The sequence below is a fragment of the Legionella geestiana genome (genome assembly GCF_004571195.1).
GTDB lineage: Bacteria > Pseudomonadota > Gammaproteobacteria > Legionellales > Legionellaceae > Legionella_B > Legionella_B geestiana.
The window spans coordinates 2,259,595-2,285,743 of the sequence record NZ_CP038271.1; the positions used below are offsets into that span (position 1 = coordinate 2,259,595).

Sequence of the window (26,149 nt, forward strand, 5' to 3'; positions counted from 1 at the left end):
GATGGGAGCGTGCGTGAATCTTTTGCTGTTAAGTTTTTATTACGAGCCGGATTTATCGGCGGGTTCGTTTCGTACGGCGGCACTCGTGCGCGCGCTCAAGGCACGCTACTCTGATAACGTGCGCATCCATGTGATTACCAGTATGCCAAACCGCTACGCCTCACACACGGTTTCTGTAGCGTCTGAGGAAGACATCGACGGGCTTCGCATCACGCGACTTACCCTGCCTCTGCACCGGGGTGGCATGCGTGCCCAGGTTCAGGCGTTTACGCATTTTTTTTTCAAGTCGCTGCGTGTAGCCCGTAAAGAAAACTACGATGCGGTATTTGCGACCTCCTCGCGGCTTTTTACCGGTTTTTTGGGGGCGATTGTGGCACGCCGTCAGAAAGCACCACTGTATTTTGATGTGCGCGATTTGTTTGTTGATACCCTGGGTGATATTCTGCCGCGCCCGCTGATGCGGTTGATGTCGCCGTTTTTGCGCACCATTGAACGCTTTACATTCAAAACCGCTGCCAGGGTGAACGTTGTGTCCGAAGGGTTTTTGCCCTATTGCCGGGAGCACTTTCAGCTTGAACACTGCGATGTGTTCACTAACGGTATAGATTCATTATTTTTAACGCCGCCCGAAACCGTAGAAAAGGCTTCATGGGCCACAGGCGGAAAAAAAATCATACTGTATGCGGGCAATATGGGGGAGGGGCAGGGGCTTGAAAAAATCATCCCGCCCATGGCCGTGGCGCTTGCGGCAACGCACCACTTTGTATTGATTGGTGACGGAGGACGCCGCGAGGCGCTCTTGAATGCACTTGAGGCTCGAGACGTGCAGAATGTAAGCCTGCTGTCACCGGTTGAGCGCAAGGCTCTGGTTGCCGCCTATCTACAGGCGGATATTCTTTTTCTGCATTTGAACGATTGTCAGGCATTTTTGAAGGTTCTTCCTTCAAAACTCTTTGAATATGCGGCATTTACAAAACCCATTGCAGCCGGTGTGGCTGGTTTTGCCGAAGCGTTTATTGCGCGAGAACTTCCTGATGTTAAGGTTTTTACGCCATGTGATGCCGAGCATGCCGTTGAGGTTATTCGCAGTATGCCATCCAGTATACCCCCCCGTGGCGCATTTAAGGCGCGATTTGCGCGCGAGAGCATCATGCAGCGTCTTGCAGAACAGCTTTTTGCACTGTCAAAAAGGGAGCATGCTGCATGACTAACCCCATATTAATCACCGGAGCCAATGGTTTTGTGGGAGAGGCCTGTCTGCGCCGCCTGCTCGCGAGCGGTGTGCCGCTACGTGCAGCATTGCGTTCTGAACGGCCAGTGCCAGACGGTGTGGAAAGTGTGACTGTTGGTGACATCGGACCTGACACCGACTGGAAAAAAGCGCTTGCCGGCTGCGAGGCCGTTATCCATACCGCAGCGAGGGTGCATGTGATGCGGGAACAGGCGGCTGACCCGCTTGCGGCCTTTCGCCGAGTCAATGTCGAGGGCACCCTCAATCTGGCGCGCCAGGCGGCAGATGCCGGGGTTTCTCGATTTATTTTTCTCTCGAGCATCAAGGTCAATGGCGAATCAACACTTTCCGGGCACCCCTTTCGTGCAGAGCACGCGCCAAATCCGCTTGACCCTTACGGACAATCAAAATGGGAGGCGGAACAGGGGCTGTTTGCAATCGCGCGCGAAACCGGAATGGAGGCTGTTATTATCCGTCCGCCTCTCGTGTACGGCCCTCGAGTGAAGGGGAATTTTCGCTCCATGCTAAACGCTGTACAAAAGGGCATTCCCCTTCCGCTTGGTGGCCTTGAGAATCGCCGAAGTCTGGTATTTGTTGATAATCTGGCCGATTTGATTCGCCAGTGTCTCACCCATCCCCGGGCTGCCAATGCGGTATTTCTTGTCAGCGATGGCGAAGATGTTTCTACCTCGACATTGTTGATGAGCTGCGCGAGTGCCATGAAGCGGCGCGCACGTCTGTTCCACGTTCCTCAGGCGCTGCTCTTTTTTATGGCGCGTCTTTTGGGGCGTGAAGACGCATTGTCACGCCTTTGCGGCAGTCTTCAGGTCGATATTGAGTCAACCTGCAGCCGCCTTAACTGGACACCGCCTGTGCCGTTTGAGGAAGCGCTGAAAATCACCATGCAGAATTTGTCAGACTGATACGGATGGTTTATCATCCCCGCCGCTAGACAGGATTTCAACCTGCTTCGCACACTTTGGAATTTTTATGGAAAAGACCTCGCGCCCGGCGGATACGCCGTCTGATACTACTGCTCACTTTCGCGACATGCTGACTCGCATTCAAGAAGAAAACCGCCGTCTTAAACACCGTGTCGAGCGCGTTGAAAAGCAGCTTGCACTGACGAACAGCCAGCTTCTGCATTATCGTAACCATCCTTTTTTTCAGATTGGTGAGGCCATGGTGCAGGTATTCACCCGACCATGGGGGTTGTGGTGTTTACCTGGCCGACTCTATAACGCGGTGCGTGCGGCGCGAGTGCTGAAAAGCCGTCCTGCTCTCTCAATGCCTTCGTGGTTTACAAACGCTCCGCCAGCCTCACGCTCTGTCGATGAGAAGCGTACCATTTGTAGTGTCAAGGGCTTTTCTGAGGATGCGTATAAGTCATCGGCACATTACCTTGCCGCACTGCGCCGCCTGCGCATGATGACCATCATGGATGAATTCAGTTTTCATGCATTTAGCCTTGAATGTCATGCGCAACAGGTTACACCACAAAACTGGCGCGAGACGCTTGCAACCTTCAAGCCGCAGCTTTTGATGGTTGAGTCTGCATGGCTTGGAGAAGGGGGGGCGTGGCACAATCGGGTTAATCATCCGGGACCTGAGTTTGAAGCGCTCCTTGCCGCGTGCCGGGAGGCGATGGTGCCAACTGTTTTTTGGAACAAGGAAGACCCGGTGCATTTTCAGACATTTATCAACACGGCGAGTCTTTTTGACCATGTATTTACAACCGATTTGGAATGTATTCCACGCTATCAGTCCCTTCTTGGACACCGGCGCGTGTATCTGCTGCCGTTTGCCTGCCAGCCAAAAACACACAATCCCGTGGAAATTGGTGTGCGCAAAGACGCAGCCTGTTTTGCAGGTGCCTATTATGTCCGCTATCCCGAGCGCACGCGTGATCTTGAACATTTTGTCGAGACACTCCCCTGTATCCTGCCGGTAGAAATTTATGACCGCAATTTTGGCAAGAACGATGCGAATTATGCCTTCCCCCCCAGCTACCAGCCGTTAATTGTCGGCAATCTGCCGGCACATGCCATGGATAAGGCGTATAAAGGCTACAACTTCGCTATTAATCTTAATTCCATCAAGCAGTCACAGACGATGTTTGCGCGTCGGATTTTTGAGCTGCTTGCCTGCAATACACTGACCATCAGTAACGATTCAGTTGGCGTGCGCCTGCTGTTTGGCAACCTCGTACTATGCGGGGATGATGCGCTCGAACATGTCGACACACTTTCGCGACTGCGTGAAAACCCCATCCAACTTGAAAAACTGCGTCTTTGGGGCCTGCGACGGGTCATGTCGGAACACACCGTCACCGACAGGCTTGCACATGTGCTTGCCTGCGTGGGCAATACGCCGGCGCGAACACTCTGGCCTTCTGTGCGCGTGATTGCGGCGGCCGACACCCTGGGGGCCTGTAAACGCCTTATTGCACAGTTTAATCGTCAGCATTTCAGTGAGCGTACGCTCTGGCTGGTGGTATCGGATGCAATCGACTACGAGACGGATTCGCCAAATGTAGTGCTTATCCGTGAAACGGCAGCACGCGCCCGGCTCGTTGTTGAAGATGACGACTGGTATGCCGTAATGGTGGACGGTGATTATTACGGGCCGCATTATCTCACCGATTTGGTCTCTGCCACACGCTTTGCTGCGAGTGAGTGTATTGGCAAGACCGAATACTTTGCCATTGAATCAGACGGTACTCTCTCGCGCCGCGAGGAGGGGCAGGCGTTTCGTTATCAGGAACACATGCCGCTTAGGCGCGCTTTTGTACGCTCACGCGTTCTTGCCGGTGAATCACTTGGAATGGTTCTCGAAGCTCCTGAATCGCGTATCCTGCAGCTTCGGGCGCTGGCAATTGATGCGTTCAGTTATTGCGAAAATGCCAATGTGCCGACAGCAGAGCTTCTAGAAACCGTGGATTTTTCAAAACCCTTGCAGACCGGCATCTCGATGCACGAATTAAACCGGTTCGTTAAAACACTGAAACCCGAGAGTCAGCCGGATATGCCGATGCCCATGCTTGCGGGCAAAACCATGGCGCGCTGGTTGCGTGTGACAGATGCGCGAGTAGATTTATCAGAAAATCCCGCGGGGCTTGCCCTGGCTTCGAGTCTTCAGGAAGGGCAGCATCTGTATGCCGTTTTTCAGCACGATTTCGCACTGAATGAGTGCGTTCTCCTTGAAAACCGTCTCGATTTTCACCTTGATACGACACCCGGCCTGCATCTGCAGGCGGTTATCTGGTTTATTAATGCACGGGGCGAGAAAAACGGGCATATTATCAAAAGCGTCAACACCAATCATACCGTTTTTATTCCAGAGAATACCGCGCGACTGCGCATCGGGCTTCGCATTCAAGGATCCGGACGCGCGTTGGTGCACGGACTGATTATGGGGCATAAGCCTCTTTTTAAACCGCTGGCAGCGCGCTCTGATACGCTGCTGCTGACCAATCACTATCCGAGCACCAGCGATTTATACCGCAATGCTTTTGTTCACAGCCGGGTGCTTGCCTATCACGAGGCCGGCAAAGCGGTTGATGTCTTTCGTCTGCGCGAGAACATGGCGCTGCAGTTTCATACTTTCGAGGGTATCCTTTGTGCGAGCGCCGATTTAACCGTTTTAGATGCCGCACTGGAGAGCGGACAGTACAAAACGGTACTGGTACATTTTCTTGATGAATCGCTGTGGAAGGTACTGAAAAAATACATTGAGCGGGTGCGGGTTGTAGTGTGGGTTCATGGTGCGGAAATCCAGCCGGTGAGCCGGCGCATGTTTAACCATACAACGCCTGAGACACTCGCGCGCGCCACGCTAAAGAGCGAGCAGCGCATGCGTTTCTGGCGTGAGCTCTTCAGCGCGTTCCCAAACAATCTGCACGTTGTATTTGTGTCTGCGCATTTTGCCCGGGAAGTCTTTGCGGATACCGGCATCACGCTCTCGCCATCAGCCTTTTCCATCATTCATAACCCCATTCAGACCGACAGGTTTGTCTATGTGCCAAAACCTGCATCACAGCGGATGCGGGTGCTGTCAATTCGACCCTATGCTTCACGCACCTATGCCAATGATTTAACTGTGCGGGCCATTCTCGCACTGTCTGAACATCCTGAGTTTCTGCAGTTTGAATTTTTATTGACAGGAGATGGTGCGCTATTCGAAGAAACACTGGAGCCGCTGCGCTCATTTACCAATGTTCGCATCGAGCGCGGGTTTCTTGAACAGAAAGCGATTGCCGCACTGCACCGGGAGTACGGTATCTTTTTATGCCCGACACGCATGGACACCCAGGGCGTTTCGCGTGATGAAGCCATGGCTTCAGGTCTTGTTCCTGTAACAACCAGTGCCGGAGCTATCCCGGAATTTGTGGACGAACACTGCGGTGTCGTAGTGCCGCTTGAAGACTGGCAGGCGATGGCAGACGCACTTTTGCACCTTTATCATCATCCCCACCTCTTTGAAAAACTCTCAAAAGCCGCGGCAGAGCGTGTGCGCGCACAATCGTGCCATACCCGCATGATTGCGCGGGAGCTCGCTCTGCCGGGAATGCGCGATTAGCGCGGAATCAGTTTTCCTTCCTCGAAGAAGGTGACCTCGCCGGTGCGAATATCGTGTATGCCGGCGACAATCCCAACTTCTCCTTTTTGGATGAGTTCACGGATAATCGGACTTTTTTCCTGAATTTCGCGGGCAACGTGCAGGGCATTGTTTTTAGCAAGTGCGTTGACAAGCTTTGGGTCTGAGCACTGCGTTAACCCGGTTTCCTGACGGGTTTTAGGAACCAGCGGACTGATTTTATCAAGCACGCTGTCAAGGTGTCCAAGATTGACACCATCACAGGCACCAGACATGGCGCCGCAGGAGGTATGTCCGAGAACGACAATAAGACGCGCACCCACTACTTTAGTGGCAAACTCCATGCTGCCCGTCATAATATCGTCAAGTACGTTACCCGCCACGCGCAGGGTGAATAAATCGGCAAGCCCCTGATCAAAAAAGAGTTCAGGCACGCTGCGGGAATCCATGCAGTTCAGCACCACCGCCCAGGGATACTGGCCATAAGACGCGGCTTTAGCCTGCGCAAGATAGTCGCGCTGTTTGAGATTGCCTTTAAGAAATCGGTCGTTACCGGCTTTAAGCTGCTGCAGAGCCTGTCTGGGCGTCATGCGGCTTTGCTGAGAAGCGGTGGTTATCTTACCGATGGGCATGTTTTTGAGAGAGGCTTCGGCAGCAAAAGCACCGTTGAGGCATCCTGCCAGAAAAAGACACATCATTCCTTTGAAAGCACGTTTCATACCGGTTCCTGATAGTAAGACGGTCTTTCAGTGTGCCCTGGGATGAGCCGCTTCGCAAGAAGCGGGTCCAGGGCTTGTCCTCATTTCATTTTCGCTTCACATCATGAAATGAGGACACGCTCTAGCACTCCGCCTGATTCACGCCACTGACCGCAAGCCCTCCGAGCGAGGTTTCTTTGTAGATGCTTTTCATGTCAAGGCCGGTTTGCTTCATGGTGCGAATCACCTTATCGAGTGAAATCTGATGCTGGCCGTTGCCAATCAGCGCCATGCGCGATGCGTTAACAGCCTTGACAGCCCCCATGGCATTGCGCTCGATACAGGGGATTTGTACAAGCCCGAGCACCGGATCGCAGGTCATGCCAAGGTGATGTTCCATCGCGATTTCAGCGGCGTTTTCAATCTGGGCGTTGCTGCCGCCAAGTACCGCGGTGAGGCCGGCTGCGGCCATGGAAGAGGCTACACCCACCTCGCCCTGACAGCCGACTTCCGCGCCAGAAATGGAGGCGCCTACTTTATAAAGAATGCCCATGGCCGCGGCGGTCAGAAAATAGGTACAGAGATTTTCGGGGGTGTTTTTGCCATGCGCGGTCTGCATGTAGCGCATCACGGCCGGAATAATACCGGCAGCGCCATTGGTTGGTGCCGTGACAATGCGACCGCCGGCGGCATTTTCTTCATTGACGGCCATGGCGTAAAGGTTCAGGTAATTAAGGACATCAGATTGTTCAAAGACACTCGGCACCCCCTCGTGGGCAATGAGCTTTTGATAGAGTTCAGGCGCGCGTCGCTTCAGAGACAGCCCGCCTGGCAGAATGCCGCTGTTGTGGCAGCCGCTTTCGATACAGGTGTTCATGACACCGGCGATACCCAGAATGCCCTCGGTAATTTCTTCATCAGTGTGCCAGGTGCGTTCGTTAGCCCACATGAGTTCGGCAATGCTTAGCTGATGCGCTTCGCAAAGGCGCAGCAGTTCATCCGCGGTGTAAAAGGGATAGGGTGGGGCGGCACGCGCGCTGGCAGCATTGTCAAATTCCGCTTCGGTAACGATAAATCCGCCACCAATGGAATACCAGATATCCTGAGCAATCAGGTTCTTTTCAGCATCAAACGCAGTAAAACGCATGCCGTTACTGTGACGTGGCAGTACTTCTTTTTGTAAAAAGAGCAAATCCTGAAGGCCATCAAATGTTACAGAATGCGTGCCGGCAAGCAGGAGGGTTTTATCAGCAAGAATTGCGTGCATGCGCGGAACCATGGTGTGTGGTTCAACGGTAGCGGGGTCTTTGCCTTCAAGGCCGTTCAGTATGGCTTTGTCGGTGCCATGTCCTTTGCCGGTGAGCGCAAGCGAGCCATACAGCTCTACTTTGACGCGCGCAGTTTTAGCGAGCAGTGCTTCTTTTTCAAGACGTGCGGCAAATGCATTCGCGGCAAGCATCGGGCCTACCGTGTGCGAGCTTGAGGGTCCAATGCCAATGGAAAAAAGATCGAAAAGACTGATATGCATGTAAGCACCGACTGGATGTGCTAAAAAACAACAGTTTAGAGCCATCCCCGTAAGTGTTCAAGAGGAAAGCCATGATAGTGATAAAATTCCTCGCCACATTTTCGCTTCACATCATGGAATGAGGACACGCCCTAAAAAGCTGCTTGCACATAATTTATTCGGCGAGTACTATGCCAACATCTTGTTTATATTGAGAGCAGTAACGGTATGCCTTTGAACCCGATTGTCGATACTCCTGAAAATACGAGACACTTTCAGCCGATGCATGCTGCTTTGGAAGCGCCGATTTTAGCAGACTCGCTGCGTGCGAGGATTCATTCGGGTATCGAGCAGTATCGGCAAAGGCATCCTCTGCGTTCAAAATCAGCCCATCGCATTCAAAGCATTGAAAGGATTTATGAAATTTGCAGGAATGCGCAAGGTGATGAGCAATTGCTCGAGGCACTCGAAGATTATTTTATCAGTGAAGACTTTTACTGCGGTCCATGGGACAGAAGCATTCTCGAAGAATGCATTGTAGCAGCCATTGCTGCGGGTACGGACATAGAGGCGCCATTCGGTTTTTATCCGCCTAATCAACCCTCTATTAATCGTCAGGCACAGGAAACGATTACGATTGCCTATGAACTTGCGGATTTTGTCGAGTATGCGATTGATAAGTACGTCCAGCAAACTGTTTTAGAAGAAAAGCCTTACCGCAGTGACGATATTACACGTATCAGGAACATTCTTGCGCAGGAAAACACTCCTGAGGAAAAAGCCGAGGCATTAAGCAATTACCTGAACAGTCCTTCGTTTACCCGTTCATTCAACAGTCAGCTGAAAAAATACCTCTTAAGCGCACTGAAATACGCTGCTGAAACAGAGAGGCAGGTCGCCATACGCCCGTGGGCCTTACCCTCGGTCAATGATGAGAATCCGCCGGCTAAAATCCTGATATATGTGCATGGCTGGCATGACTCACTGAATTCGGCCGAACCACTGGCAAAAGAAGCCCTGAAACATGGCTATACCGTTATTGCCTATGACAACCGTGGTCATGGTCGGGACGCAGAGCGTGCGGTACGCGGGATATCAACAGATAAACTACGGATTGATTTCAGAAAGTTTCTTAAGCACGTCCACGAGCATTACCCCGAAGCCAGTATTGCACTCGCAGGCCACAGCATGGGCGGAGCCATTTTAACGACAGAGAAAGCATTTATCGAACGACAGGAGTATGTAAAAAGCGTCTCGCTCATCGCACCAGCGGTTATGAGCAGCTTTGGCAGGCTTATCAGTCCGGTAAAGATTTTCTACAGGAACATGCATGCGGATGTTCTTAATGCGCAGCGTGCTTCTGACCGGTTTGGTGGTAGCGGCCCCTCTCTCTTTGGTTTGCTGAGGCTGATGCGAGAGGCATCCCGGGCTTTGCTGGCGCTTTTTAGCGGTGTATCCCGTGTTTCCTGGAAGGTCTATGCCGGCAGGAAGGATATTTCAGTCAATTATCGTGAGTTTGAGGATTTGCCAGAAGCTCAGCATGTTCGCTTTTTTGCACGAGCCGACCATGCCATGCACGTTGGTCACCATCGGGGCAGTATCAACCGTAACATACTGGCTGACATGAATGCTGCCATGCAGCCTGCCGATGAGTTGAATGCACGGTCATTCATGGCCTCTTGAGTGCATGAAAGAATTTGTGTGCATGCCTGTTAAAATCCCCTTGTTTCAACGGGTAAAATTCGGCATTATTCAGGTGCAGAATTTAACACGCGACTAACCAGAGGATTACCTATGAAGAGGAAACTGCTCGCTGCTGCCGTAATGAGCCTGACGCTGTCGTCAGCAATGGCTGCGAACGAAAGCGCCCCCCTGAGCACAGACATGGATAAGTTGTCATACAGCATTGGTGCTGATTTCGGCAGCAATTTTAAAAAACAGGGCATTGCCATTAATCCAGATGCTATGATGCAGGGTTTCAAGGATGGCCTCGATGGCGCGCCTCTGAAGCTGACTGAACAGCAAATGAAAGATGTCATGACGCAGTTCCAGAAAGATTTTATGGCAAAGCGTGAAGCGGAAATGGCAAAAAAAGCCCAGGAAAACAAAGCAGCCGGCGAAGCCTTCCTGAATCAGAACAAGGGCAAGGAAGGGGTCGTGTCACTCCCGAGTGGCCTGCAGTATAAAATCGTTGAAGCCGGAAATGGCGTGAAGCCTTCCCGTGATGATACCGTCACGGTTGAGTATACCGGTACCCTGATAAACGGTCAGGTCTTTGACAGCACCGATAAAACCGGCAAACCAGCGACCTTTAAAGTTTCTCAGGTGATTCCTGGATGGACGGAAGTACTGCAGCTGATGCCAAGCGGCTCTACCTGGGAAGTCTTCATTCCTTCCAATCTTGCTTATGGCGAGCGCAGTGTTGGTGGTCCGATTGGTCCCAACGAGACACTGGTTTTCAAAATTCACCTGATTTCTGTTAAGAAATCGGGCGCCTGATGGCCTGAGGGGAGCCTTTTCATCTTTTTGAAAAAGCTCCCCGCTTTCTATCATGTACGGGCGCTTTATTGTTGTTTTTCTGCTCGGTTTTTCGTCCGGGCTTCCTCTTATGCTTTCTGGAAGTACGTTGCAGGCATGGTTTTCAAGCGCTGGGGTTTCGGTGCTGGCGACCGGCATGCTGAGCCTCGTTGGTATTCCCTATGTATGGCGTTTTCTATGGGCGCCGCTCCTTGATATGTTTTTCGTGAAAAGCGTAGGGCGTCGACGCACCTGGCTTTTAGCATCGCAATTACTCCTTTTTCTGGCATTTAATGCCATGGCCTGGTGCAACCCCCTGCAGACCCCGGGCGTCATGGCCCTGCTTGCGCTCTCAATCGCGTTTTTATCAGCCACACAGGACATTGCCATCGATGCACACCGTGTGGAATACCTGACGGTCACCGATCATGGCCTTGGCGCCTCACTCGCTGTACTGGGGTATCGCATGGGCATGCTGGTATCCGGCGGGCTGGCCTTGATTCTTGCGCATTACCTCGGCTGGTCGGGCACATGGCGCCTTATGGGAGTGCTCATGCTCCCCGGTATGCTAACGTCGTTGTTGTCGCGCGAACCCAGCGTGCAAAGCACGCCGAAGGTGTGTTTTTCCTCGATGGTCGCACCTTTGCGCGAGCTGTTTGAACGCCCCGGTGTGTTACTGCTGCTTGCCTTTATTTTCTGCTTTAAGCTGGGCGAGGCATTTACCGCTACATCGAGTGGCATTGTTATGCCTTTTCTTATTCAGGGGCTTGGGTTCTCGCTGGAAAGTATCGGTTATGTCAACAAAATACTGGGTGTGGTCGCGGTAATTGCAGGGGGGCTTGTGGCGGGGATTGTTCTGCTGCGTGCTTCTCTTTATAAGTCATTGATGTTTTTTGGAATTTTTCAGGCGATTACGAATCTTTTATTTCTGGCACTGGCTGTTATTGGAAAACATATGGTGCTTTTTGCCGTTGCCGTGGTCTGTGATAACCTGGCAGTCGGCATGGGAACAACGGCGCTGGTCGCGCTGCTCATGCGTTTGGTTCATCCACAGTATACAGCGACACAGTTTTCAGTACTCGTGGCTTTTTCTGCCTTGCCGCGCATTTTTTCCGGGCCGTTTGCTGCTCTTATACAGCAATTTGCAGGCTGGACAGGCGTATATGCATTTGCGTTTGTCAGTGCGTGGGCGTTTGTGCCACTCTTGATGTGTCTGCGACCCCATGTGCGTGAGAGCCGCTACTTAAATGGTACCGAGGGTCGGAATCGAACCGACACGGTGTCACCACCACCGGATTTTGAATCCGGCGCGTCTACCAGTTCCGCCACCCCGGCACAAGCCTGCATTATAACAAATGCCCGTCATGATACAATGGGGCCGTCCAAATATTCTTAAGGAGTAGTTATGCGAATGTTATCCATGGTGTTACTGGCGCTCTGTGCTTTCACTGCAGGTGCGGCTGAATACTGTCCAGACCCGGAAACGACTTCGCTGCAATGGGGCGTGCCACCTGAACCCTGGCAGGAAAACCCCTTTTCTCCAAACCCGCCGCAGGGCGAGCGCGGTACCCGTTTTGTGCGGGCAAATATCCTGGTTGCGGGTGTCGGGCAGGGCGTCATGTGTACCTATCGTACATCTGCCGGCGAATATTCCATCTGGTGGCAGGTACGGGTAAAAATTCCATCGCGCGATGATTATGACTGGATTGAAACCCAGGGGGGCTATGTCTGCACCAATGGACGAGAGAGTTGTCCTTTTTATGTGGCAATTTAACAGGAGCAGGTGTCATGTTTTCGACAAAAGCAGGTGTCATGATTTTTAAGGAACTGGATAATTATGTATTACAAAATACGTCAAAGGTCTTAATCAATGCGCTCGAAATGGCCAATGAGCCCAATAATATCTGCGAATTATTGCCGGATTATTTCGGTAGAGTGACGCTGCATCACCGCGAAGGGCCTCCAGTCAGCTCGCTGCTTGCTCACAGAGAGCACATTGTGAATCGCAGTATTTTATTGATGGATGGTGGTGTCAGTTTCAAGTTCAAATCTATGACGCTTCCGCGTGACTCTTACGGGGAATTTTTTGAAAAACCTTCATCATGCAACCAGGTAAAAATGACCTTTCAGGTTGGGATAACTGTGCCGCAGGAAAATGCCGAGCCGGTTTTCTACAGATTTCAGGTGCAGTTTGACGCACTGAATCTGCCGCTTGAAGACGTTCAAAGCCTGGCGCAGGAAGATGCTGACTGCATGATGCTTGAACGGGAAGAATCTGGGTCTAAATGTACTCTCATGTAGCATCCTTATTGCCCTCTTTAAAAAGAGGGCATATTCTTTTCTTCATAACTGGGTTGACTGCGTTATAGAGGCGCCCCGTTGTTTGCAAACCCTGATACACGCCCTAATATTTCACTGGAACTAAATTTAAATGGATATAACGTATTACTCAGGCTATACTACAAATGTAGCAAAAAATTACCATTGTAGGTGAATCATGGGTATTCCTATCAGAATTGATGAAACAATTTATAACGAAGCGAAAAAAGTTGCTTCGGCTGAGTTTCGCTCTATTCCTAGTCAAATTGAATATTGGGCTAAATTAGGAAAATGTGCATTGGATAATCCGGATTTACCAATTGAATTTATTAAAGATGTGCTTTCATCAAAACTTCAGGATAAATCTTTAGCAGAGCCTTTTGATTTTGAGGGATAAAATGGTTGAAATCAGCGTGCAACAAATGCCCGCTTTTAAAAAGGCATATAAAAAATTACCTCGCTCTCACCAGTTACTTGTAAATAATGCGATTAAAGCTATCATTGAACACCCTCAACTTGGAGAAGAAAAAAAAGGTGATTTGTCAGGAATTTACGTTTATAAATTTAAAGTTAATCATCAAGAATTTCTTCTGGCTTATGAATGGTGCGAGGTGCAACGACTTTTATTAGCATTAGGCGTACATGAAAATTTTTATCGAGATCTTAAACGGCAAATAAATCGCTGAGCTTATAAAACGTTGCTTCCCTGTCTTACCTGTATTAGAGAAACTCATGTCTGATATTCCACGCGCCTCCTCATTGCCACACGAAAAACATGTTCTGGTCGCAGGTGCCGGTGTTGCAGGTCCACTTGTGTGTTACTGGTTGAAACAAGCAGGATACCTGCCGATGTTGATTGAAAAGAGTCCCTTCTTAAGGCAGGGAGGACATGCTGTAGACATTAGAGGTATCGCCGTTCAAATCGCCAAAAAAATGAGCATTTATGAGGAAATCTGTTGTCAGCGCACACAGATTGCAACCACCCGATATGTTGATACTGAGGGTAAGACGCTGATGGAGCAATCCGGCGAGGCCGCGGGTTTCAGGCAGGGCGAGGAAGTGGAAATTGTCCGAGGCGACCTCATTGCTATCATAATGTCGACCATTAAAGACGTTCCGCGCTATTTTCAACAGTCAATAACTGCGATTCGAAACAATGACGACAGTGTGGAAGTGGATTTTAACGATGGTAAAAAAGGGCGTTTTGGTCTCCTCATTGGATGTGACGGCCTGCACTCCTCCATTCGAAAACGTGTTTTTACAGAGGATGAGGTTCAGTTAAATAATCTTGGCTTTTACATCAGTGTTTTTAATCACCCCAATTATCTTCAGTTGCGACAAAGTGAAATAATATTCAAGCGTTATCATAAGCTTGTGCATGTGAGCAGCGACAAAGATGCCGATAGAGCGCGCACCGGATTTTTGTTCCGCTCTAAAAAGACGCTGACTGATAAGCGAAACATCGCGGCTCAGAAGCAATTTCTGAGGGAGCACTTTCAGCATGCCGGCTGGGAAACCGACACGCTCCTTGAATACATGGATAAAGCGACAGAGCTCTATTTCGATTCCATCAGTCAGATAAAAATGCCTTACTGGACAAAAGGGAGGGTGGCACTGGTTGGTGATGCCGGCTATTGTGCCTCGCCGCTGTCGGGACAGGGAACCAGTCTGGCGCTCGTAGGCGCGTACATTTTGGCGGGTGAGCTGAAAGCTGCAGCCGGCAATCATGCCATTGCTTTTGAGCGCTACAATTCGTTAATGCGACCTTTTGTTGAGGCCAATCAGGATTTTGGAGCGTTTATCAGTCAAACCTATCTGGTTGATGACGCTGAAACTGACTCAAAACAGGTGGATGAGAATCGAATGATTATGGAAAAATTACAGGCAGCATCAGGTGCAATGTGCCTGCCGGAGTATGAAGACATGTGCCGCGCTCTGACATCGTGACGCAATCAGATGATGCTCTCTTGTTCTAACTAAAAGACTGCCTTAAAATGATGTGTGTCTCACTGATATTCATCGAATTCAGTGAATTTTCAGTTGGTTATACGTAATTAAAAGGATTTGAGGTATGTCAAAAAACAAACAATTCAGTGCCCTTTGTTTATCTCTGAGTGTATCTGCGACTGTACTGGCAGGAACAATGGGACCAGATGTAAAACCCGAAGCATGGTATCTGGTGGGTGGAGCCGGTGCCTCCTGGTCAAGAGACGCGGATATCAGAGTTGACCCGCGTATTTGGGATCCTGCCGAGCAGGGGTACTCTGATAATCTTGGCTCCGCGGGCTTATTGATGTTTGGTGTGGGCCGCTACCTTACCGATGCTTTCCGAGTTGATGCACGCTACGAACATAGAAGCGAGTATAAGTATTCTAAATTTCAAACAGGAATTAATAACGGTGTTCCTGGATTTACAGGTACCGAACGTACACGAAAATTTGAAATGGACAGTAACAGTTTAATGGTGAATGGCTGGTTAGATCTCGGTACCCTTAACTCACGTTTATTGTGGCAGGCGGGTTCCATGACGCTTCAACCCTTCGTAGGCGGAGGAATTGGAGTTGATTACCTGAACGTAGAAAACTTTAGAACCATAGCCGACCCTTTCGGCGACAACAGAAATGAAATTGCCTCCATTAACCAGACTACTACCGGCTCCCGTTTTGCCTGGCGCCTTGGTGCCGGATTATCCGCGCAATTAACCAAACGCACCACACTGGCTGTTGGGTATGATTACTTTGATGGTGGAAATATCCCGTTTCCTGATTTCATCCTGTCCTCATTGTCCGCGCCCAGTGGAAGAACCGGTGTAAGTGTTACTCCATGGCATGGTTCGTTTGCGGCGAATGAAGTCTATGCAGAGCTGCGCGTGTTAATCTAAACAGTGTCGAGTGGTGGGCATATCTCCTTGTTTCAGGAGCTGACACAAGGAGATATGTCCGAGTCCCCTAAATCAGCTGCTCATTCCCTTCGGTAATGGCAATCATGCGTTGCAGTGCTTTTTTTGCGTTATCAACGACATACTGCTGGTCAATCTGTGACAGCCGCTGACGGCCACCTGTGAATTCGTTGACCACATCGCCCGCAAGCACTTCGTTATAGCTCATGGACTTTCCTTCGCGCAGTAAATCAAGAAGGCCTACGAGATGAGGCGGGTCGTTACGGGACATCGTGGCGCATCCGCATCCGTAACCCGCATCATTAGGGGCAAGCGGGGCATCGGCGACATTGACCACTTCAATGCCGAGAGGCGCGCAATGTTGTTTCATGTTTTCCACGAGGTGGTTTTCCGTACCGATAGCATATTTTCGCGTACCAGCGCGGTCATGCAGAACAAAATCCCAGATAAAGGCGGTAGAACCTGCCTCATCAGCCACTCGCAGAACTTCGTTGCGGCACTCAGGGTGCACAACAGTCGTGAAGCCCGCGTTTTTCCAGTAAGCGCACATGGAAGCCTTAAAGTGGGTGTGTACCGCACACTCACTGGAGAACATCACCATTTCTGCTTCATCAAACTGGCGGAGTGTATCGGCATCCTGCGCCTCCAGCGAATACTGTGCACCGGCAGTGCCGCCTGGCCAGAAGGCGATTTTTTCAATCCCAAGCCACCATGCGACATTTTCGCCCATGTGGCGGTCAGGAATAAAAAGAATTTTTTTCTTTTTGGCGCGCGCCCAGGCAACAATTTTTTTGACATTTGAGCTCGTGCAGACTGCTCCACCCTGAGCGCCGGTCAGTGCCTTAACCCTTCCTGAAGTATTCATGTAACAGACCGGCAGAATATTTTCGGCACCATACCGCGCATTTAAATCCATGAAGGCCGGTTCTACCATAAAATCTTTGGCAAGCATTTCCATGGTACAGCCGGATTTGGGGTTGGTAATGTAGACGTGCTGGCCGGGATTGGCAAGAATGCTGATGGATTCCGCCATGAAATGCACGGCAGACTCTACAATTACTGATTTTTCCGGATGATGTGCGGCCATAAGCGCGAGCTGATAAGAATCTCCCACCTGGCCACCAAACGCCTCGATGAGGCGAACTATCTCCCCTCCCATGTAATAATGGGCGAGCAGCAGCAGCTTATCGCCAAAATGGTCGCGTGCTTTTTGCATGTAAGGGCTCATCCAGGCGACAACGGTCGAGAGTTTGCGGTCTGGAAGTGCCTGATAGGCTTCGGCATAAGGGATAAATTCTTCCTGATACCAGTCGAGCGGATAATCGCTCTGGCAGATGCGCATGTCATTCGTGATGTGCATGCGCGTTTTCTCCGGATCGTAGGTTTTATCGGTGGAGAACATTCAATACCTCATTAAAAAAAAGGAGTTTGCGGGGCATTCAGACGGTCAATGCTTTCTTGAGCCCGCTCATTTTTTTGGGGAAAATCTTCACGGTAATGACCGCCTCGCGATTCCCGGCGCATTAGCGCAGCTCTTACAATCAGTTCGGCATTCAGCACAATGTTGCGAAGCTCGATAAAATCTCGGGTGATACAATGCTTCCAGTAATATTCTTCAATAATTTTTTTACGTTTGATAATTAATTGTAGAACATCCTGCAAACCTGCTTCGGTGCGGACTATGCCGGCATAAGAGGTCATTTCGCCCCGAAGACCGCGCCAGTGCGCATTAATCTGACTTGCGCGGCGCTGGTTGATTTCTCGTGGCGAACTCCAGCAGGGAATGTGCGGCAGATTATCGGATGGCGTTGCCAAATCATCAAGGCATCGCTTTGCGGCCAGTTCTGCCATGACGAGTCCTTCGAGAAGGGCATTACTCGCAAGGCGATTGGCACCATGCAGTCCGGTAAAGGCGGCCTCGCCAATGGCATAGAGGCGTTTCAAATCCGTGCGTCCATCGACTTCAGCGAGCACGCCGCCACACTGGTAGTGTGCGGCCGGCACGACTGGAATGGTGTCCTGACTCATGTCGATACCCGCCTCCAGCAGGGTGCTGAAAATCTGCGGAAAGCGTTTTTTCAGGAACGAGCGCGACTGATGGGTGATATCAAGCCATACAAAGCCTTTTTGCCCCTGTTCAATTTCACTGAAAATAGCCCGTGCGACTACATCGCGGGTGGCAAGTTCCATGGCATCGGGGGCGTAATGCTTCATGAAGCGCTCACCGGTATCGGCGTTACGCAGCAGCGCGCCTTCACCGCGCACCGCTTCGGAAATCAGGAAGTTATTGATGGCATGGTGGTGCAGAAGGGTCGGGTGAAACTGGTAAAATTCCATATTGCCAACACGTGCGCCTGCACGATAGGCCATGGCCACACCATCGCCGGTGGCGACCATCGGGTTGGTAGTGTAACGCCAGGTTTTACCGGCGCCACCGGTCGCAAGAATAACGGCTTTAGCCAGAAAGGTATGGATGCTGAGACTCACGCCATCAAGCACATAAGCCCCCAGCACCTCACCCTGGTTATCGGTGCGGTGCGGATGATAGTGTGTAATCAGATTGACAGCAGTGTGGTTTTCAAAAAAATCGACCCCGGGAAGCCCGCGCACGCGCTCAAGCAGGGTACCGGTGACCGTAAGGCCGGTTTTATCGCCGCAATGATAAATGCGCCGATGTGAATGCCCGCCCTCGCGCGCCAGCGCAAACTGTCCATCGGTTTCCTGCGTGAAGCGCACGCCAATCGCGCTTAAGGTCTTTATCGCCGCAGGCGCCGATTGAATAATGCGCTCAACCGCGGGCTGATAGCAAAGCCCATCGCCTGCAAGCAGGGTATCATTGATGTGTGCATCAATAGAGTCTTCTGACAGTGACACCGCCGCGATTCCGCCCTGGGCATAGCGGCTGTTGCACTCGCTGGCCTCGGCCTTACTGATAACTGCAATGCGCAAATCCTGGCGAAGCTGCTTTAGATGCAGGCAAAAACTGAGGCCGGCAATGCCGGTGCCGATGACGAGCACATCGTATTCAAAAGCCCGGCCTTCCTGGGAGGGCGAAGCGTTCATGGAAATTTCCTGACAAGTTCAGCGGCAAGGCCCGTGTATTTTCCGGGCGTGAGCGCCATCAGACGTTGCCGCGCATCCTCAGGGATGGCAAGCGTGCCGATGAACTGGCGAATTTTATCGCCATCAACGCCCAGTCCGCGCGTCAGTTCACGTAATTGCTCATACGCGTTTGGCACCTGGTAGCGGCGCATAACAGTCTGGATAGCTTCACCTAAAACTTCCCAGTTGGCATCAAGGTCGTGCTTCAGAGCGTGCCGATTGATTTCAAGCTTCTGGTTGCCGCGTGTGATGGAGCGAAGCGCCGTCAGCATGTAGCCGAAAGCTACGCCAAGGTTACGCAGAACGGTAGAGTCTGAAAGATCGCGCTGCAGACGTGATTGCGTCAGCTTATTGGCGAAATGGTCAAAAAGGGCGTTGGCAAGACCGATATTACCTTCGGCATTTTCAAAATCAATGGGATTTACCTTGTGCGGCATCGTGGAGGAGCCGACTTCCGTGCTGATAACCTTCTGGCGAAAATAGCCAAGTGAAATGTAGGTCCAGACATCCCGACAGAAATCCAGCAGCACATTGTTAATGCGCACGAGCAGATGCGACATTGCGGCAATCCCGTCATGCGGCTCAATCTGCGTGGTATAACCGTTGAAAGACAACCCCAGAGCGTTAACAAACTTTTCACAATGCGCGGGCCAGTCGACTTCAGGGTAGGCGGCGACATGCGCGTTATAATTACCCACGGCACCGTTACATTTTCCGGGAAGGCGCAGTTTTTCAAGCTCTGCGAATGGACGCGTCAAACGTGCGGCAAAGTTTGTGAGTTCCTTTCCAAGTGTCGTCGGTGAAGCGGGCTGCCCGTGGGTGCGCGCCAGCATGGCGACCGTGGCGTGCTCCTGTCCGAGCGCGGTGATGGATGTGATAACCTCGGCAATCACCGGTTTCAGCACGTTTTGCAGCGCATCTTCAAGCATCAGAGCATAGGCCAGATTGTTGATGTCCTCAGACGTGCAGGCAAAATGAATAAAGGGCGCACGTGAGGCAAGAGTGGCATCGGTCAGCAACTGGTCGCGCAGATAATACTCCACGGCTTTGACATCATGATTGGTTGTTTTTTCATGCGCTTTTACCTGTTCGGCTGCGTTTAGGTCAAAGTGACTCAGGAGGTTTTCCAGAAAAGCGTTTTCACGCGCATCAAGCGGCTCTACCTCGATGATGGCAGGATTTTCAGCAAGCGATTGCAGCCAGCGGATTTCAACCAGCAGCCGGTAGCGGATAAGCGCGAACTCGCTGAAACAGGGGCGCAGTGCGGCAAGCTGCGCGCTGTAGCGGCCATCAAGCGGAGACAGGGCATTGAGCGTAAAACTGTTCATGGAAACCTTGACGCATAAGAAAGCGCCTATCATAGACAAGCCCATGCCTGCGTGCAACTGTTGCCGATTCCCAAAGTGTTTCAAATTCAGTAGAATGACGCGCACATACATTAAGGATTTGGGGTTGATATGGCCGGCGTGCGACACACCATTGATTTGGCGCATCTTGGGATGGGAGACCTGGAGCAGGTCGGGGGTAAAAACGCGTCCCTTGGCGAGATGATTAGCCAGCTCTCAGAAAAGGGTGTTTCAGTGCCCGGCGGCTTTGCAACGACGGCAGACGCTTTTCGCACATTTTTGTCCCACAACGGCCTTGATGCAGAAATCAATGCCCTGCTGGAGCCCCTGGACCCCGATGACGTCAAAGCGCTTGCCGCAACCGGTCGAAAAATCCGTGAAAAAATCATGGCAACGCCGCTGCCTGCTGATTTTGAAAATGCCATTCGTGTGGCATTTGAAGAAATGTCAAAGCGCATTGGTCATCGCAATTTTACCGTTGCAGTCCGTTCTTCGGCAACCGCCGAAGACCTGCCGGACGCCTCTTTTGCCGGACAGCAGGAAACGCTCCTGAATGTTCATGGCATCGAGAACGTTCTCCGCGCCGTGCACGAAGTCTTCGCGTCCCTCTATAACGACCGCGCCATTGCTTATCGCGCTCATCAGGGCTTTAATCACCATGATGTCGCGCTCTCCGCGGGCATTCAGCAGATGATTCGCAGCGACCTCGCCGCGAGCGGTGTCATGTTTACCCTCGACACTGAGTCAGGCTTTAACGAGGTGGTCTTTATTACCTCGTCCTACGGGCTTGGGGAAATGGTGGTGCAGGGGGCGGTTAATCCTGATGAATTTTATGTCTGGAAGCAGGGTCTGCGTCAGGGGCGTCCTGCGATTTTGCGCCGCAATATTGGTTCTAAAGCCCAGAAGATGGTGTATTGCGAGAAAGAGCGGGTGAAAACCGAACTGGTAGAATCATCGGCGCGCCTTCGTTTTTCGCTGACGGATGCCGAGGTGGAAGAACTCGCGCGTCAGGCCTTGATTGTAGAAGCGCATTATGGCCGCCCCATGGATATCGAATGGGCGAAAGACGGCCATGACGGTAAGCTGTATCTTTTGCAGGCGCGTCCCGAAACCGTTAAAAGCCGCTCCAGCAAGCAGGTGCTTGAACGCTACACTCTGAAAGCGAGTGGTGAGGTGCTGGCGGAAGGCCGCAGCATTGGTCAGCGCATCGGGCAGGGGCGCGCGCGTGTTATTCGCGATGTGGCCGAGATGCATCGGGTTGAGCCGGGAGATGTGCTCGTATCGGACATGACCGACCCCGACTGGGAGCCTGTCATGAAGCGCGCATCGGCGATTGTGACTAACCGCGGTGGCCGTACCTGCCATGCTGCTATTATTGCGCGCGAACTTGGCATTCCGGCCGTTGTGGGCTGTGGCGATGCTACAAAAGCCATACGTGACGGGGATTTGGTCACCGTAAGCTGTGCGGAAGGCGACAGCGGTTTTGTTTATTCGGGGCTTTTGCCGTTTGAGCGGGTAGAGCTTGATGTTGATACCATGCCGCCGTTGCCGCTTAAAGTCATGCTGAACGTTGGTAATCCTGAGCGTGCGCTCGCGTTTCAGGCGGTTCCCAATGCGGGTGTGGGACTTGCGCGTCTTGAATTTCTCATTTCCAACACCATTGGCATTCACCCCCGCGCGCTCCTCGAATTTGACACCCTTAAAGATGCGCAGTTGAAACAGCGGATTGCTGAGAAAACAGCGGCCTACGCTTCACCTGTGGAGTTTTATGTCGAGCGGCTTAAGGAAGGTATCGCGACCATTGCCGCCGCATTTTACCCAAAACCCGTCATTGTGCGCCTGTCCGATTTTAAGTCCAATGAATACGCAAACCTCGCCGGCGGTACGCTCTATGAGCCGCATGAGGAAAACCCGATGATAGGTTTCAGGGGAGCGGGGCGTTATCTCTCGCCATCTTTTGCACCCTGTTTTGCGCTTGAGTGCCAGGCGGTGCGGCGTGTGCGGGAAGACATGGGATTAACCAACGTTGAGGTGATGATTCCTTTTGTCCGCACGGTAGAGGATGCCGCTGGCGTGATAGAAGCGCTGCGTACACATGGTCTTGAGCGCGGGCGTGAGGGGCTCAGAATTATCATGATGTGCGAATTGCCCTCAAACGCGCTGCTGGCGGATGCCTTCCTTGAACATTTTGATGGTTTCTCCATCGGCTCTAACGATTTGACACAGCTCACACTCGGTCTTGACCGGGATTCAGGCCTTGTTGCCGCCCAGTTTGACGAGCGAAATGAGGCGGTTAAGGCGCTGCTGCATCTTGCCATTTCAGCCTGTCGGAAAAAAGGCAAGTATATCGGTATTTGCGGTCAGGGGCCTTCCGATCATCCTGATTTCGCAGAGTGGCTCATGCAGGAGGGCATTGAAAGCGTGTCACTGAACCCTGACTCCGTGCTCGATACCTGCCTCTTTCTCGCGGAGCATGTCCGGTGAATAGAGGTCGTTCTGAGGTGTCGAGGCGCGTCTGGCTTGCGGCTGCCGTCTTTACCTTAAGCGCGTTTCCGATGCTTGCCGAAGCGGCTGATGGCAGCCACACCGACCCCGTTGCCTCCGTGATTTTTGGGGTCGGGGTCATGTTTTTATTCTCAGTTCTTGGGCGCTGGAGTGCTGAGCGTCTGCACCAGCCCAGTGTGCTTGGCGAGCTCATGATGGGCATCCTGCTTGGCAATGTCTGCTGGTTTTTTGGCCTGCCACTGATGGCTGTGCTTCGTGAGGGGCCGGCGATTTATACGATAACGAACGATTTACTGCATGGTGCCTCCATTCGTGAAGCCGTTGCCGCGAGTGTACCGAATCCCCATTATGCCACGCAGGTACTCGCTGCACTTCAGGGTGCTGATGGCGTTGATATTATGAAAATCGCCTATGTGCTCGATATTTTCTCGCGCTTTGGGGTGATTTTTCTCCTTTTTATGGTTGGGCTTGAAAGTTCGGTAGATGAGCTCAAGCGTACCGGCACGGAATCGGTGCGCGTTGCCGTTATCGGCGTGCTTGCGCCAATGCTGCTCGGTTTTTTGACAGCAGGTCTTCTGGTCCCTGAAGCGTCTTTTGCGGCAAACCTTTTTGTCGGGGCAACCTTGTCTGCGACCAGCATCGGCATTACCGCGAAGGTGCTACGAGAGATGAATCAGCTGCGCACTCGCGAGGCACACACCATTCTTGGTGCGGCGATGATAGACGATGTGCTGGGGCTTGTGCTGCTGGCGCTCGTCAGCAGCATGGTGCTGAACGGGCGTGTGGAGTGGCTTGATTTGCTTCAGGTGATAGTGCTCGCGATACTCTTTTTTGCCGGTGTCTTGAGCTTTGGGCCATGGGTAGTGCGCCGAAGCGCGCGTTTTTTTGCGTTTTTAAAGCCCTGGGAAGCGAAGCTTGTGGTGTGCTTTCTCTTTCTTATGCTGCTCTCATGGCTTGCGACTCAGGTAGAACTCGCGGCCATTATCGGGGCATTTGCAGCGGGCATGATTATCAACGAAGGCTTTTTCGAGTCCAGTGAGCCGCGTGCGGATACGCTTAAGATTCAGCAGGTACTGTTTCCGCTGGAAGCGCTGCTGGCTCCGCTTTTTTTTATGCTGACAGGGATTCAGGTCAAACTGGAATCATTCTTTGACGGGCGCGTCATGCTGCTCGCACTCGGGCTGCTCCTGGCGGCGATTATCGGCAAGCTGATTTCGGGATATGGGGCGGCACGCCGTGACGACAGGCTGCTGGTCGGCATTGGCATGTTGCCGCGCGGCGAGGTGGGACTTGTCTTTGCATCGATTGGCCGCGCACTCGGTGTGATGCCGGACACGCTTTTTTCAGCCATCATTCTCATGGTGGCGGTGAGCACGCTGCTTGCACCGCCGCTCCTTAAAATGCGCATTGCACACAAGTCGAGGAGAGTGACCCGTGCCCATTCCTGAAAGTCTGTGGGAAGATGTCAAGCATGCGCTGCAGGAGGACATTGGCAGTGGCGATGTGACGGCGGCTCTCCTGCCGCCGGAGAGCATGGTTACGGCAGACATTCTGGCGCGAGAACCGTTGCTCCTTTGTGGCCAGCCCTGGGTCGATGCCACTTTTAAATCAGTGGATGCGCGCATTACCGTCTCCTGGCATTTCGGCGAAGGCACGCGCCTCGACACGCCCTCGGTACTCTGTACCCTTAAAGGTCCGGCACGCAGTATCCTGACGGCTGAGCGCACGGCCCTTAATTTTCTGCAGACGCTCTCAGCCACAGCCACTGCCACATGGGAGGCGTTAGAAAAGATTCGCGGTTTTAAAACCCGTTTGCTTGATACCCGTAAAACGCTCCCGGGCCTGCGTCAGGCGCAAAAATACGCGGTACGCATGGCAGGCGGCACCAATCACCGTTTTGGTCTGTATGATGCTTTTCTTATCAAAGAAAACCATATTCGAGCGATGGGGTCGATTGAGGCCGCCATTGCTGCAGCGCGCCTGCAGCGTCCTGATTTGATGATTGAGGTCGAAGTCGAAACGCTTTCTGAGCTTCAGGAAGCGCTGAAAGCCGCTCCCCATCGCATCCTGCTTGATAATTTCAGTCTTGAGATGCTCGAAGAGGCGGTGCTTTGCCGTGGGGATGCACCCTGCGAGCTGGAAGCGTCCGGCGGCATTTCAGGCGCAACGCTGGCTGACGTAGCCCGCACCGGGGTCGACTTCATTTCCATGGGTGCCTTGACCAAATCCATACGCGCCATCGATTTAAGTCTGCTCATAAGGGAAGAAGCATGAAAAAATGCATAGTCTTTACCGGCGGAGGTACGGCAGGTCATGTGACACCGAATCTTGCGCTCATGGCGCATTTTCAGCAAGAGGGCTGGGAGATGCACTACATCGGTGCAGAAACCGGTGTGGAAAAGGAGCTGGTCGCAAGCAGTGGCGTGCACTGGCATGCTGTTCAGTGCGGAAAACTGCGTCGCTACTTCAGCTGGAAAAATTTTACCGATCCGTTTCGTATCCTGACAGGACTTTTGCAGTCACTGTGGATTCTCAACCGTGTAAAACCTGATATCGTCTTTTCCAAGGGCGGGTTTGTGGCCGTTCCTGTTGTAGTTGCCGCTTTCCTGCTGCGCATTCCGGTGGTGGCGCATGAGTCAGACATGACACCGGGGCTTGCCAATCGGCTATGCCTGCCTTTTGTCGATACACTGTGTGTGAATTTCACCGCAACGAAAGTCACCCATCGCAAAATGCGGGTCACAGGCCTGCCGCTGCGTGCGGAACTTTTTCAGGGAAGTGCCCAAAAGGGTCTTGAAATCGCTGGATTTACCTCCGACCTGCCCTGTCTGCTCGTCATGGGCGGCAGTCTTGGTTCACGCGCACTTAATGCGGCCGTGCGTGAAGCGCTGCCAACGCTGCTTACCTCTTTTCAGGTGATTCACTTATGCGGACGCGGCAATCTCGATGCGAGTCTCGCCGACACCCCGGGCTATTGTCAGCTCGAATATGCAAGCGACACGCTCCCGCATCTTTTTGCAGCAACCTCACTGGTTGTTTCCAGAGCAGGTGCGAATACGCTTAGTGAACTGCTTGCGCTTGAAAAAATCCATGTACTGGTGCCACTTTCCATAAAGGCCAGCAGGGGCGATCAAATCCAGAATGCTGCATGGTCCAGAGGAATGGGAGCCAGTGTGGTGATTGAGGAAGAGTCCCTCACACCAGATACGTTAAACGCCGCTGTTGCCGATGCCTGGTCGAGGCGAGAAGTGCTCATCGATAATATCCGCGCAATTGGCGCTGCAAATGGCACGGATGCGGTGGCAAAGGTGATTCTTGAAAAGGTTTAACTCTTTTCAAGCCGAGTTGCCCGCTCAGGCTTTATAACTAGACACGCCCTAACCTCAAAAAAACAGCAAAACCTCTCGACAGTATTTCCAAAGACTGAGA

Annotated in this window: 20 protein-coding genes, 1 tRNA gene and 1 pseudogene; 16 read left to right on the forward strand and 6 right to left on the reverse strand. The window is 52.0% G+C overall.

What is annotated here, in order from left to right; genetic code table 11:
- Positions 1 to 13: 13 nt before the first annotated feature.
- The 3 genes from E4T54_RS10165 to E4T54_RS10175 all read left to right on the forward strand — a co-directional run bounded on the left by E4T54_RS10165 (position 14) and on the right by E4T54_RS10175 (position 5,809).
- Positions 14 to 1,207, forward strand: a complete 1,194-nt coding sequence (locus E4T54_RS10165; protein WP_028385719.1) for a glycosyltransferase family 4 protein — start codon at positions 14 to 16, stop codon at positions 1,205 to 1,207.
- Positions 1,204 to 2,154, forward strand: coding sequence for a UDP-glucose 4-epimerase family protein (locus tag E4T54_RS10170; protein WP_028385720.1), 951 nt, complete (start codon positions 1,204 to 1,206; stop codon positions 2,152 to 2,154). The genes E4T54_RS10165 and E4T54_RS10170 overlap by 4 nt, the downstream gene beginning before the upstream one ends.
- Before the next feature lie 67 nt (positions 2,155 to 2,221).
- A complete protein-coding gene (locus E4T54_RS10175; protein ID WP_051550797.1) occupies positions 2,222 to 5,809 on the forward strand; it encodes a glycosyltransferase family protein in 3,588 nt (1,195 codons plus the stop codon).
- Here the strand turns inward: E4T54_RS10175 and E4T54_RS10180 are convergent.
- A complete protein-coding gene (locus E4T54_RS10180) occupies positions 5,806 to 6,525 on the reverse strand; it encodes a carbonic anhydrase (protein ID WP_420795132.1) in 720 nt (239 codons plus the stop codon). The two genes, E4T54_RS10175 and E4T54_RS10180, sit on opposite strands and share 4 nt — an antisense overlap.
- 142 nt (positions 6,526 to 6,667) lie before the next feature.
- Positions 6,668 to 8,053 carry an L-serine ammonia-lyase gene (locus E4T54_RS10185; protein WP_028385722.1) on the reverse strand — a complete coding sequence of 462 codons (1,386 nt, stop codon included), beginning with the start codon at positions 8,051 to 8,053 and terminating at the stop codon, positions 6,668 to 6,670.
- 207 nt (positions 8,054 to 8,260) lie between these two features.
- On the opposite strand from E4T54_RS10185, the gene E4T54_RS10190 reads away from it, so the two are divergent.
- The 3 genes and pseudogenes from E4T54_RS10190 to E4T54_RS10200 all read left to right on the forward strand — a co-directional run.
- On the forward strand, positions 8,261 to 9,715 hold the full coding sequence (locus tag E4T54_RS10190; RefSeq protein WP_028385723.1) for an alpha/beta fold hydrolase: 1,455 nt from the start codon (positions 8,261 to 8,263) through the stop codon (positions 9,713 to 9,715).
- Between the two features lie 111 nt (positions 9,716 to 9,826).
- Complete coding sequence (gene bamJ / locus E4T54_RS10195) at positions 9,827 to 10,531, forward strand: BamJ family beta-barrel-assembly machinery protein (protein WP_028385724.1); 705 nt, start codon at positions 9,827 to 9,829, stop codon at positions 10,529 to 10,531.
- 52 nt (positions 10,532 to 10,583) lie between these two features.
- Positions 10,584 to 11,783: pseudogene (locus tag E4T54_RS10200) on the forward strand (AmpG family muropeptide MFS transporter); the annotation flags it as partial.
- Positions 11,784 to 11,797: 14 nt separating this feature from the next.
- Here E4T54_RS10200 and E4T54_RS10205 read toward each other — a convergent pair.
- A tRNA-Leu gene (locus E4T54_RS10205) sits at positions 11,798 to 11,884 on the reverse strand.
- A gap of 70 nt (positions 11,885 to 11,954) precedes the next feature.
- Here E4T54_RS10205 and E4T54_RS10210 point away from each other — a divergent pair.
- The 6 genes from E4T54_RS10210 (at position 11,955) to E4T54_RS10235 (ending at position 15,749) form a co-directional block, all read left to right on the forward strand.
- Positions 11,955 to 12,323: a DUF3757 domain-containing protein gene (locus E4T54_RS10210; protein WP_028385726.1), complete on the forward strand. Its 369-nt coding sequence runs from the start codon at positions 11,955 to 11,957 to the stop codon at positions 12,321 to 12,323.
- A gap of 14 nt (positions 12,324 to 12,337) precedes the next feature.
- The gene (locus E4T54_RS10215) at positions 12,338 to 12,850 is read left to right on the forward strand and encodes a hypothetical protein (protein WP_028385727.1); all 513 of its coding nucleotides are present in this window, start codon (positions 12,338 to 12,340) and stop codon (positions 12,848 to 12,850) included.
- A gap of 196 nt (positions 12,851 to 13,046) precedes the next feature.
- Entirely contained in the window at positions 13,047 to 13,265 is a 219-nt protein-coding gene (locus tag E4T54_RS10220; protein ID WP_028385728.1) for a TA system antitoxin ParD family protein, read from the forward strand.
- A gap of 1 nt (position 13,266) precedes the next feature.
- Positions 13,267 to 13,554: a type II toxin-antitoxin system RelE/ParE family toxin gene (locus tag E4T54_RS10225; protein ID WP_028385729.1), complete on the forward strand. Its 288-nt coding sequence runs from the start codon at positions 13,267 to 13,269 to the stop codon at positions 13,552 to 13,554.
- A gap of 46 nt (positions 13,555 to 13,600) precedes the next feature.
- A complete protein-coding gene (locus tag E4T54_RS10230; RefSeq protein ID WP_051550798.1) occupies positions 13,601 to 14,815 on the forward strand; it encodes an FAD-dependent monooxygenase in 1,215 nt (404 codons plus the stop codon).
- Positions 14,816 to 14,939: 124 nt separating this feature from the next.
- On the forward strand, positions 14,940 to 15,749 hold the full coding sequence (locus tag E4T54_RS10235; protein WP_028385731.1) for an outer membrane protein: 810 nt from the start codon (positions 14,940 to 14,942) through the stop codon (positions 15,747 to 15,749).
- Between the two features lie 67 nt (positions 15,750 to 15,816).
- Here E4T54_RS10235 and nadA read toward each other — a convergent pair whose 3' ends face one another.
- The 3 genes from nadA to purB are packed head-to-tail and all read right to left on the reverse strand — an operon-like array spanning position 15,817 to position 20,197.
- Complete coding sequence (gene nadA / locus E4T54_RS10240; RefSeq protein WP_028385732.1) at positions 15,817 to 17,169, reverse strand: quinolinate synthase NadA; 1,353 nt, start codon at positions 17,167 to 17,169, stop codon at positions 15,817 to 15,819.
- A gap of 11 nt (positions 17,170 to 17,180) precedes the next feature.
- Positions 17,181 to 18,830: an L-aspartate oxidase gene (nadB, locus tag E4T54_RS10245; protein ID WP_028385733.1), complete on the reverse strand. Its 1,650-nt coding sequence runs from the start codon at positions 18,828 to 18,830 to the stop codon at positions 17,181 to 17,183.
- Positions 18,827 to 20,197, reverse strand: coding sequence for an adenylosuccinate lyase (purB, locus tag E4T54_RS10250; protein WP_028385734.1), 1,371 nt, complete (start codon positions 20,195 to 20,197; stop codon positions 18,827 to 18,829). Before purB ends, nadB begins: the two co-directional genes overlap by 4 nt.
- 129 nt (positions 20,198 to 20,326) lie before the next feature.
- Between purB and ppsA the strand changes: the two genes are divergently transcribed.
- From ppsA to E4T54_RS10270, 4 genes are read left to right on the forward strand one after another with little or no spacing between them, the layout of a single operon-like run.
- Positions 20,327 to 22,699 (forward strand): phosphoenolpyruvate synthase, encoded by a 2,373-nt coding sequence (ppsA, locus tag E4T54_RS10255; protein ID WP_028385735.1) that lies wholly within the window; start codon positions 20,327 to 20,329, stop codon positions 22,697 to 22,699.
- Entirely contained in the window at positions 22,696 to 24,168 is a 1,473-nt protein-coding gene (locus E4T54_RS10260; protein ID WP_238582824.1) for a cation:proton antiporter, read from the forward strand. The genes ppsA and E4T54_RS10260 overlap by 4 nt, the downstream gene beginning before the upstream one ends.
- Complete coding sequence (nadC, locus tag E4T54_RS10265) at positions 24,155 to 24,994, forward strand: carboxylating nicotinate-nucleotide diphosphorylase (RefSeq protein WP_028385737.1); 840 nt, start codon at positions 24,155 to 24,157, stop codon at positions 24,992 to 24,994. The genes E4T54_RS10260 and nadC overlap by 14 nt, the downstream gene beginning before the upstream one ends.
- Positions 24,991 to 26,049 carry an undecaprenyldiphospho-muramoylpentapeptide beta-N-acetylglucosaminyltransferase gene (locus E4T54_RS10270; protein WP_028385738.1) on the forward strand — a complete coding sequence of 353 codons (1,059 nt, stop codon included), beginning with the start codon at positions 24,991 to 24,993 and terminating at the stop codon, positions 26,047 to 26,049. Before nadC ends, E4T54_RS10270 begins: the two co-directional genes overlap by 4 nt.
- Positions 26,050 to 26,149: the final 100 nt, after the last annotated feature.

Bases quoted from the DNA above. Each gene is read 5' to 3' on its own strand.
- E4T54_RS10170 (WP_028385720.1), top strand. From the start codon at position 1,204: ATGACTAACCCCATATTAATCACCGGAGCCAATGGTTTTGTGGGAGAG.
- E4T54_RS10175 (WP_051550797.1), top strand. From the start codon at position 2,222: ATGGAAAAGACCTCGCGCCCGGCGGATACGCCGTCTGATACTACTGCT.
- E4T54_RS10180 (WP_420795132.1), bottom strand. From the start codon at position 6,525: ATGATGTGTCTTTTTCTGGCAGGATGCCTCAACGGTGCTTTTGCTGCC.
- E4T54_RS10185 (WP_028385722.1), bottom strand. From the start codon at position 8,053: ATGCATATCAGTCTTTTCGATCTTTTTTCCATTGGCATTGGACCCTCA.
- E4T54_RS10190 (WP_028385723.1), top strand. From the start codon at position 8,261: ATGCCTTTGAACCCGATTGTCGATACTCCTGAAAATACGAGACACTTT.
- bamJ (WP_028385724.1), top strand. From the start codon at position 9,827: ATGAAGAGGAAACTGCTCGCTGCTGCCGTAATGAGCCTGACGCTGTCG.
- E4T54_RS10210 (WP_028385726.1), top strand. From the start codon at position 11,955: ATGCGAATGTTATCCATGGTGTTACTGGCGCTCTGTGCTTTCACTGCA.
- E4T54_RS10215 (WP_028385727.1), top strand. From the start codon at position 12,338: ATGTTTTCGACAAAAGCAGGTGTCATGATTTTTAAGGAACTGGATAAT.
- E4T54_RS10220 (WP_028385728.1), top strand. From the start codon at position 13,047: ATGGGTATTCCTATCAGAATTGATGAAACAATTTATAACGAAGCGAAA.
- E4T54_RS10225 (WP_028385729.1), top strand. From the start codon at position 13,267: ATGGTTGAAATCAGCGTGCAACAAATGCCCGCTTTTAAAAAGGCATAT.
- E4T54_RS10230 (WP_051550798.1), top strand. From the start codon at position 13,601: ATGTCTGATATTCCACGCGCCTCCTCATTGCCACACGAAAAACATGTT.
- E4T54_RS10235 (WP_028385731.1), top strand. From the start codon at position 14,940: ATGTCAAAAAACAAACAATTCAGTGCCCTTTGTTTATCTCTGAGTGTA.
- nadA (WP_028385732.1), bottom strand. From the start codon at position 17,169: ATGTTCTCCACCGATAAAACCTACGATCCGGAGAAAACGCGCATGCAC.
- nadB (WP_028385733.1), bottom strand. From the start codon at position 18,830: ATGAACGCTTCGCCCTCCCAGGAAGGCCGGGCTTTTGAATACGATGTG.
- purB (WP_028385734.1), bottom strand. From the start codon at position 20,197: ATGAACAGTTTTACGCTCAATGCCCTGTCTCCGCTTGATGGCCGCTAC.
- ppsA (WP_028385735.1), top strand. From the start codon at position 20,327: ATGGCCGGCGTGCGACACACCATTGATTTGGCGCATCTTGGGATGGGA.
- E4T54_RS10270 (WP_028385738.1), top strand. From the start codon at position 24,991: ATGAAAAAATGCATAGTCTTTACCGGCGGAGGTACGGCAGGTCATGTG.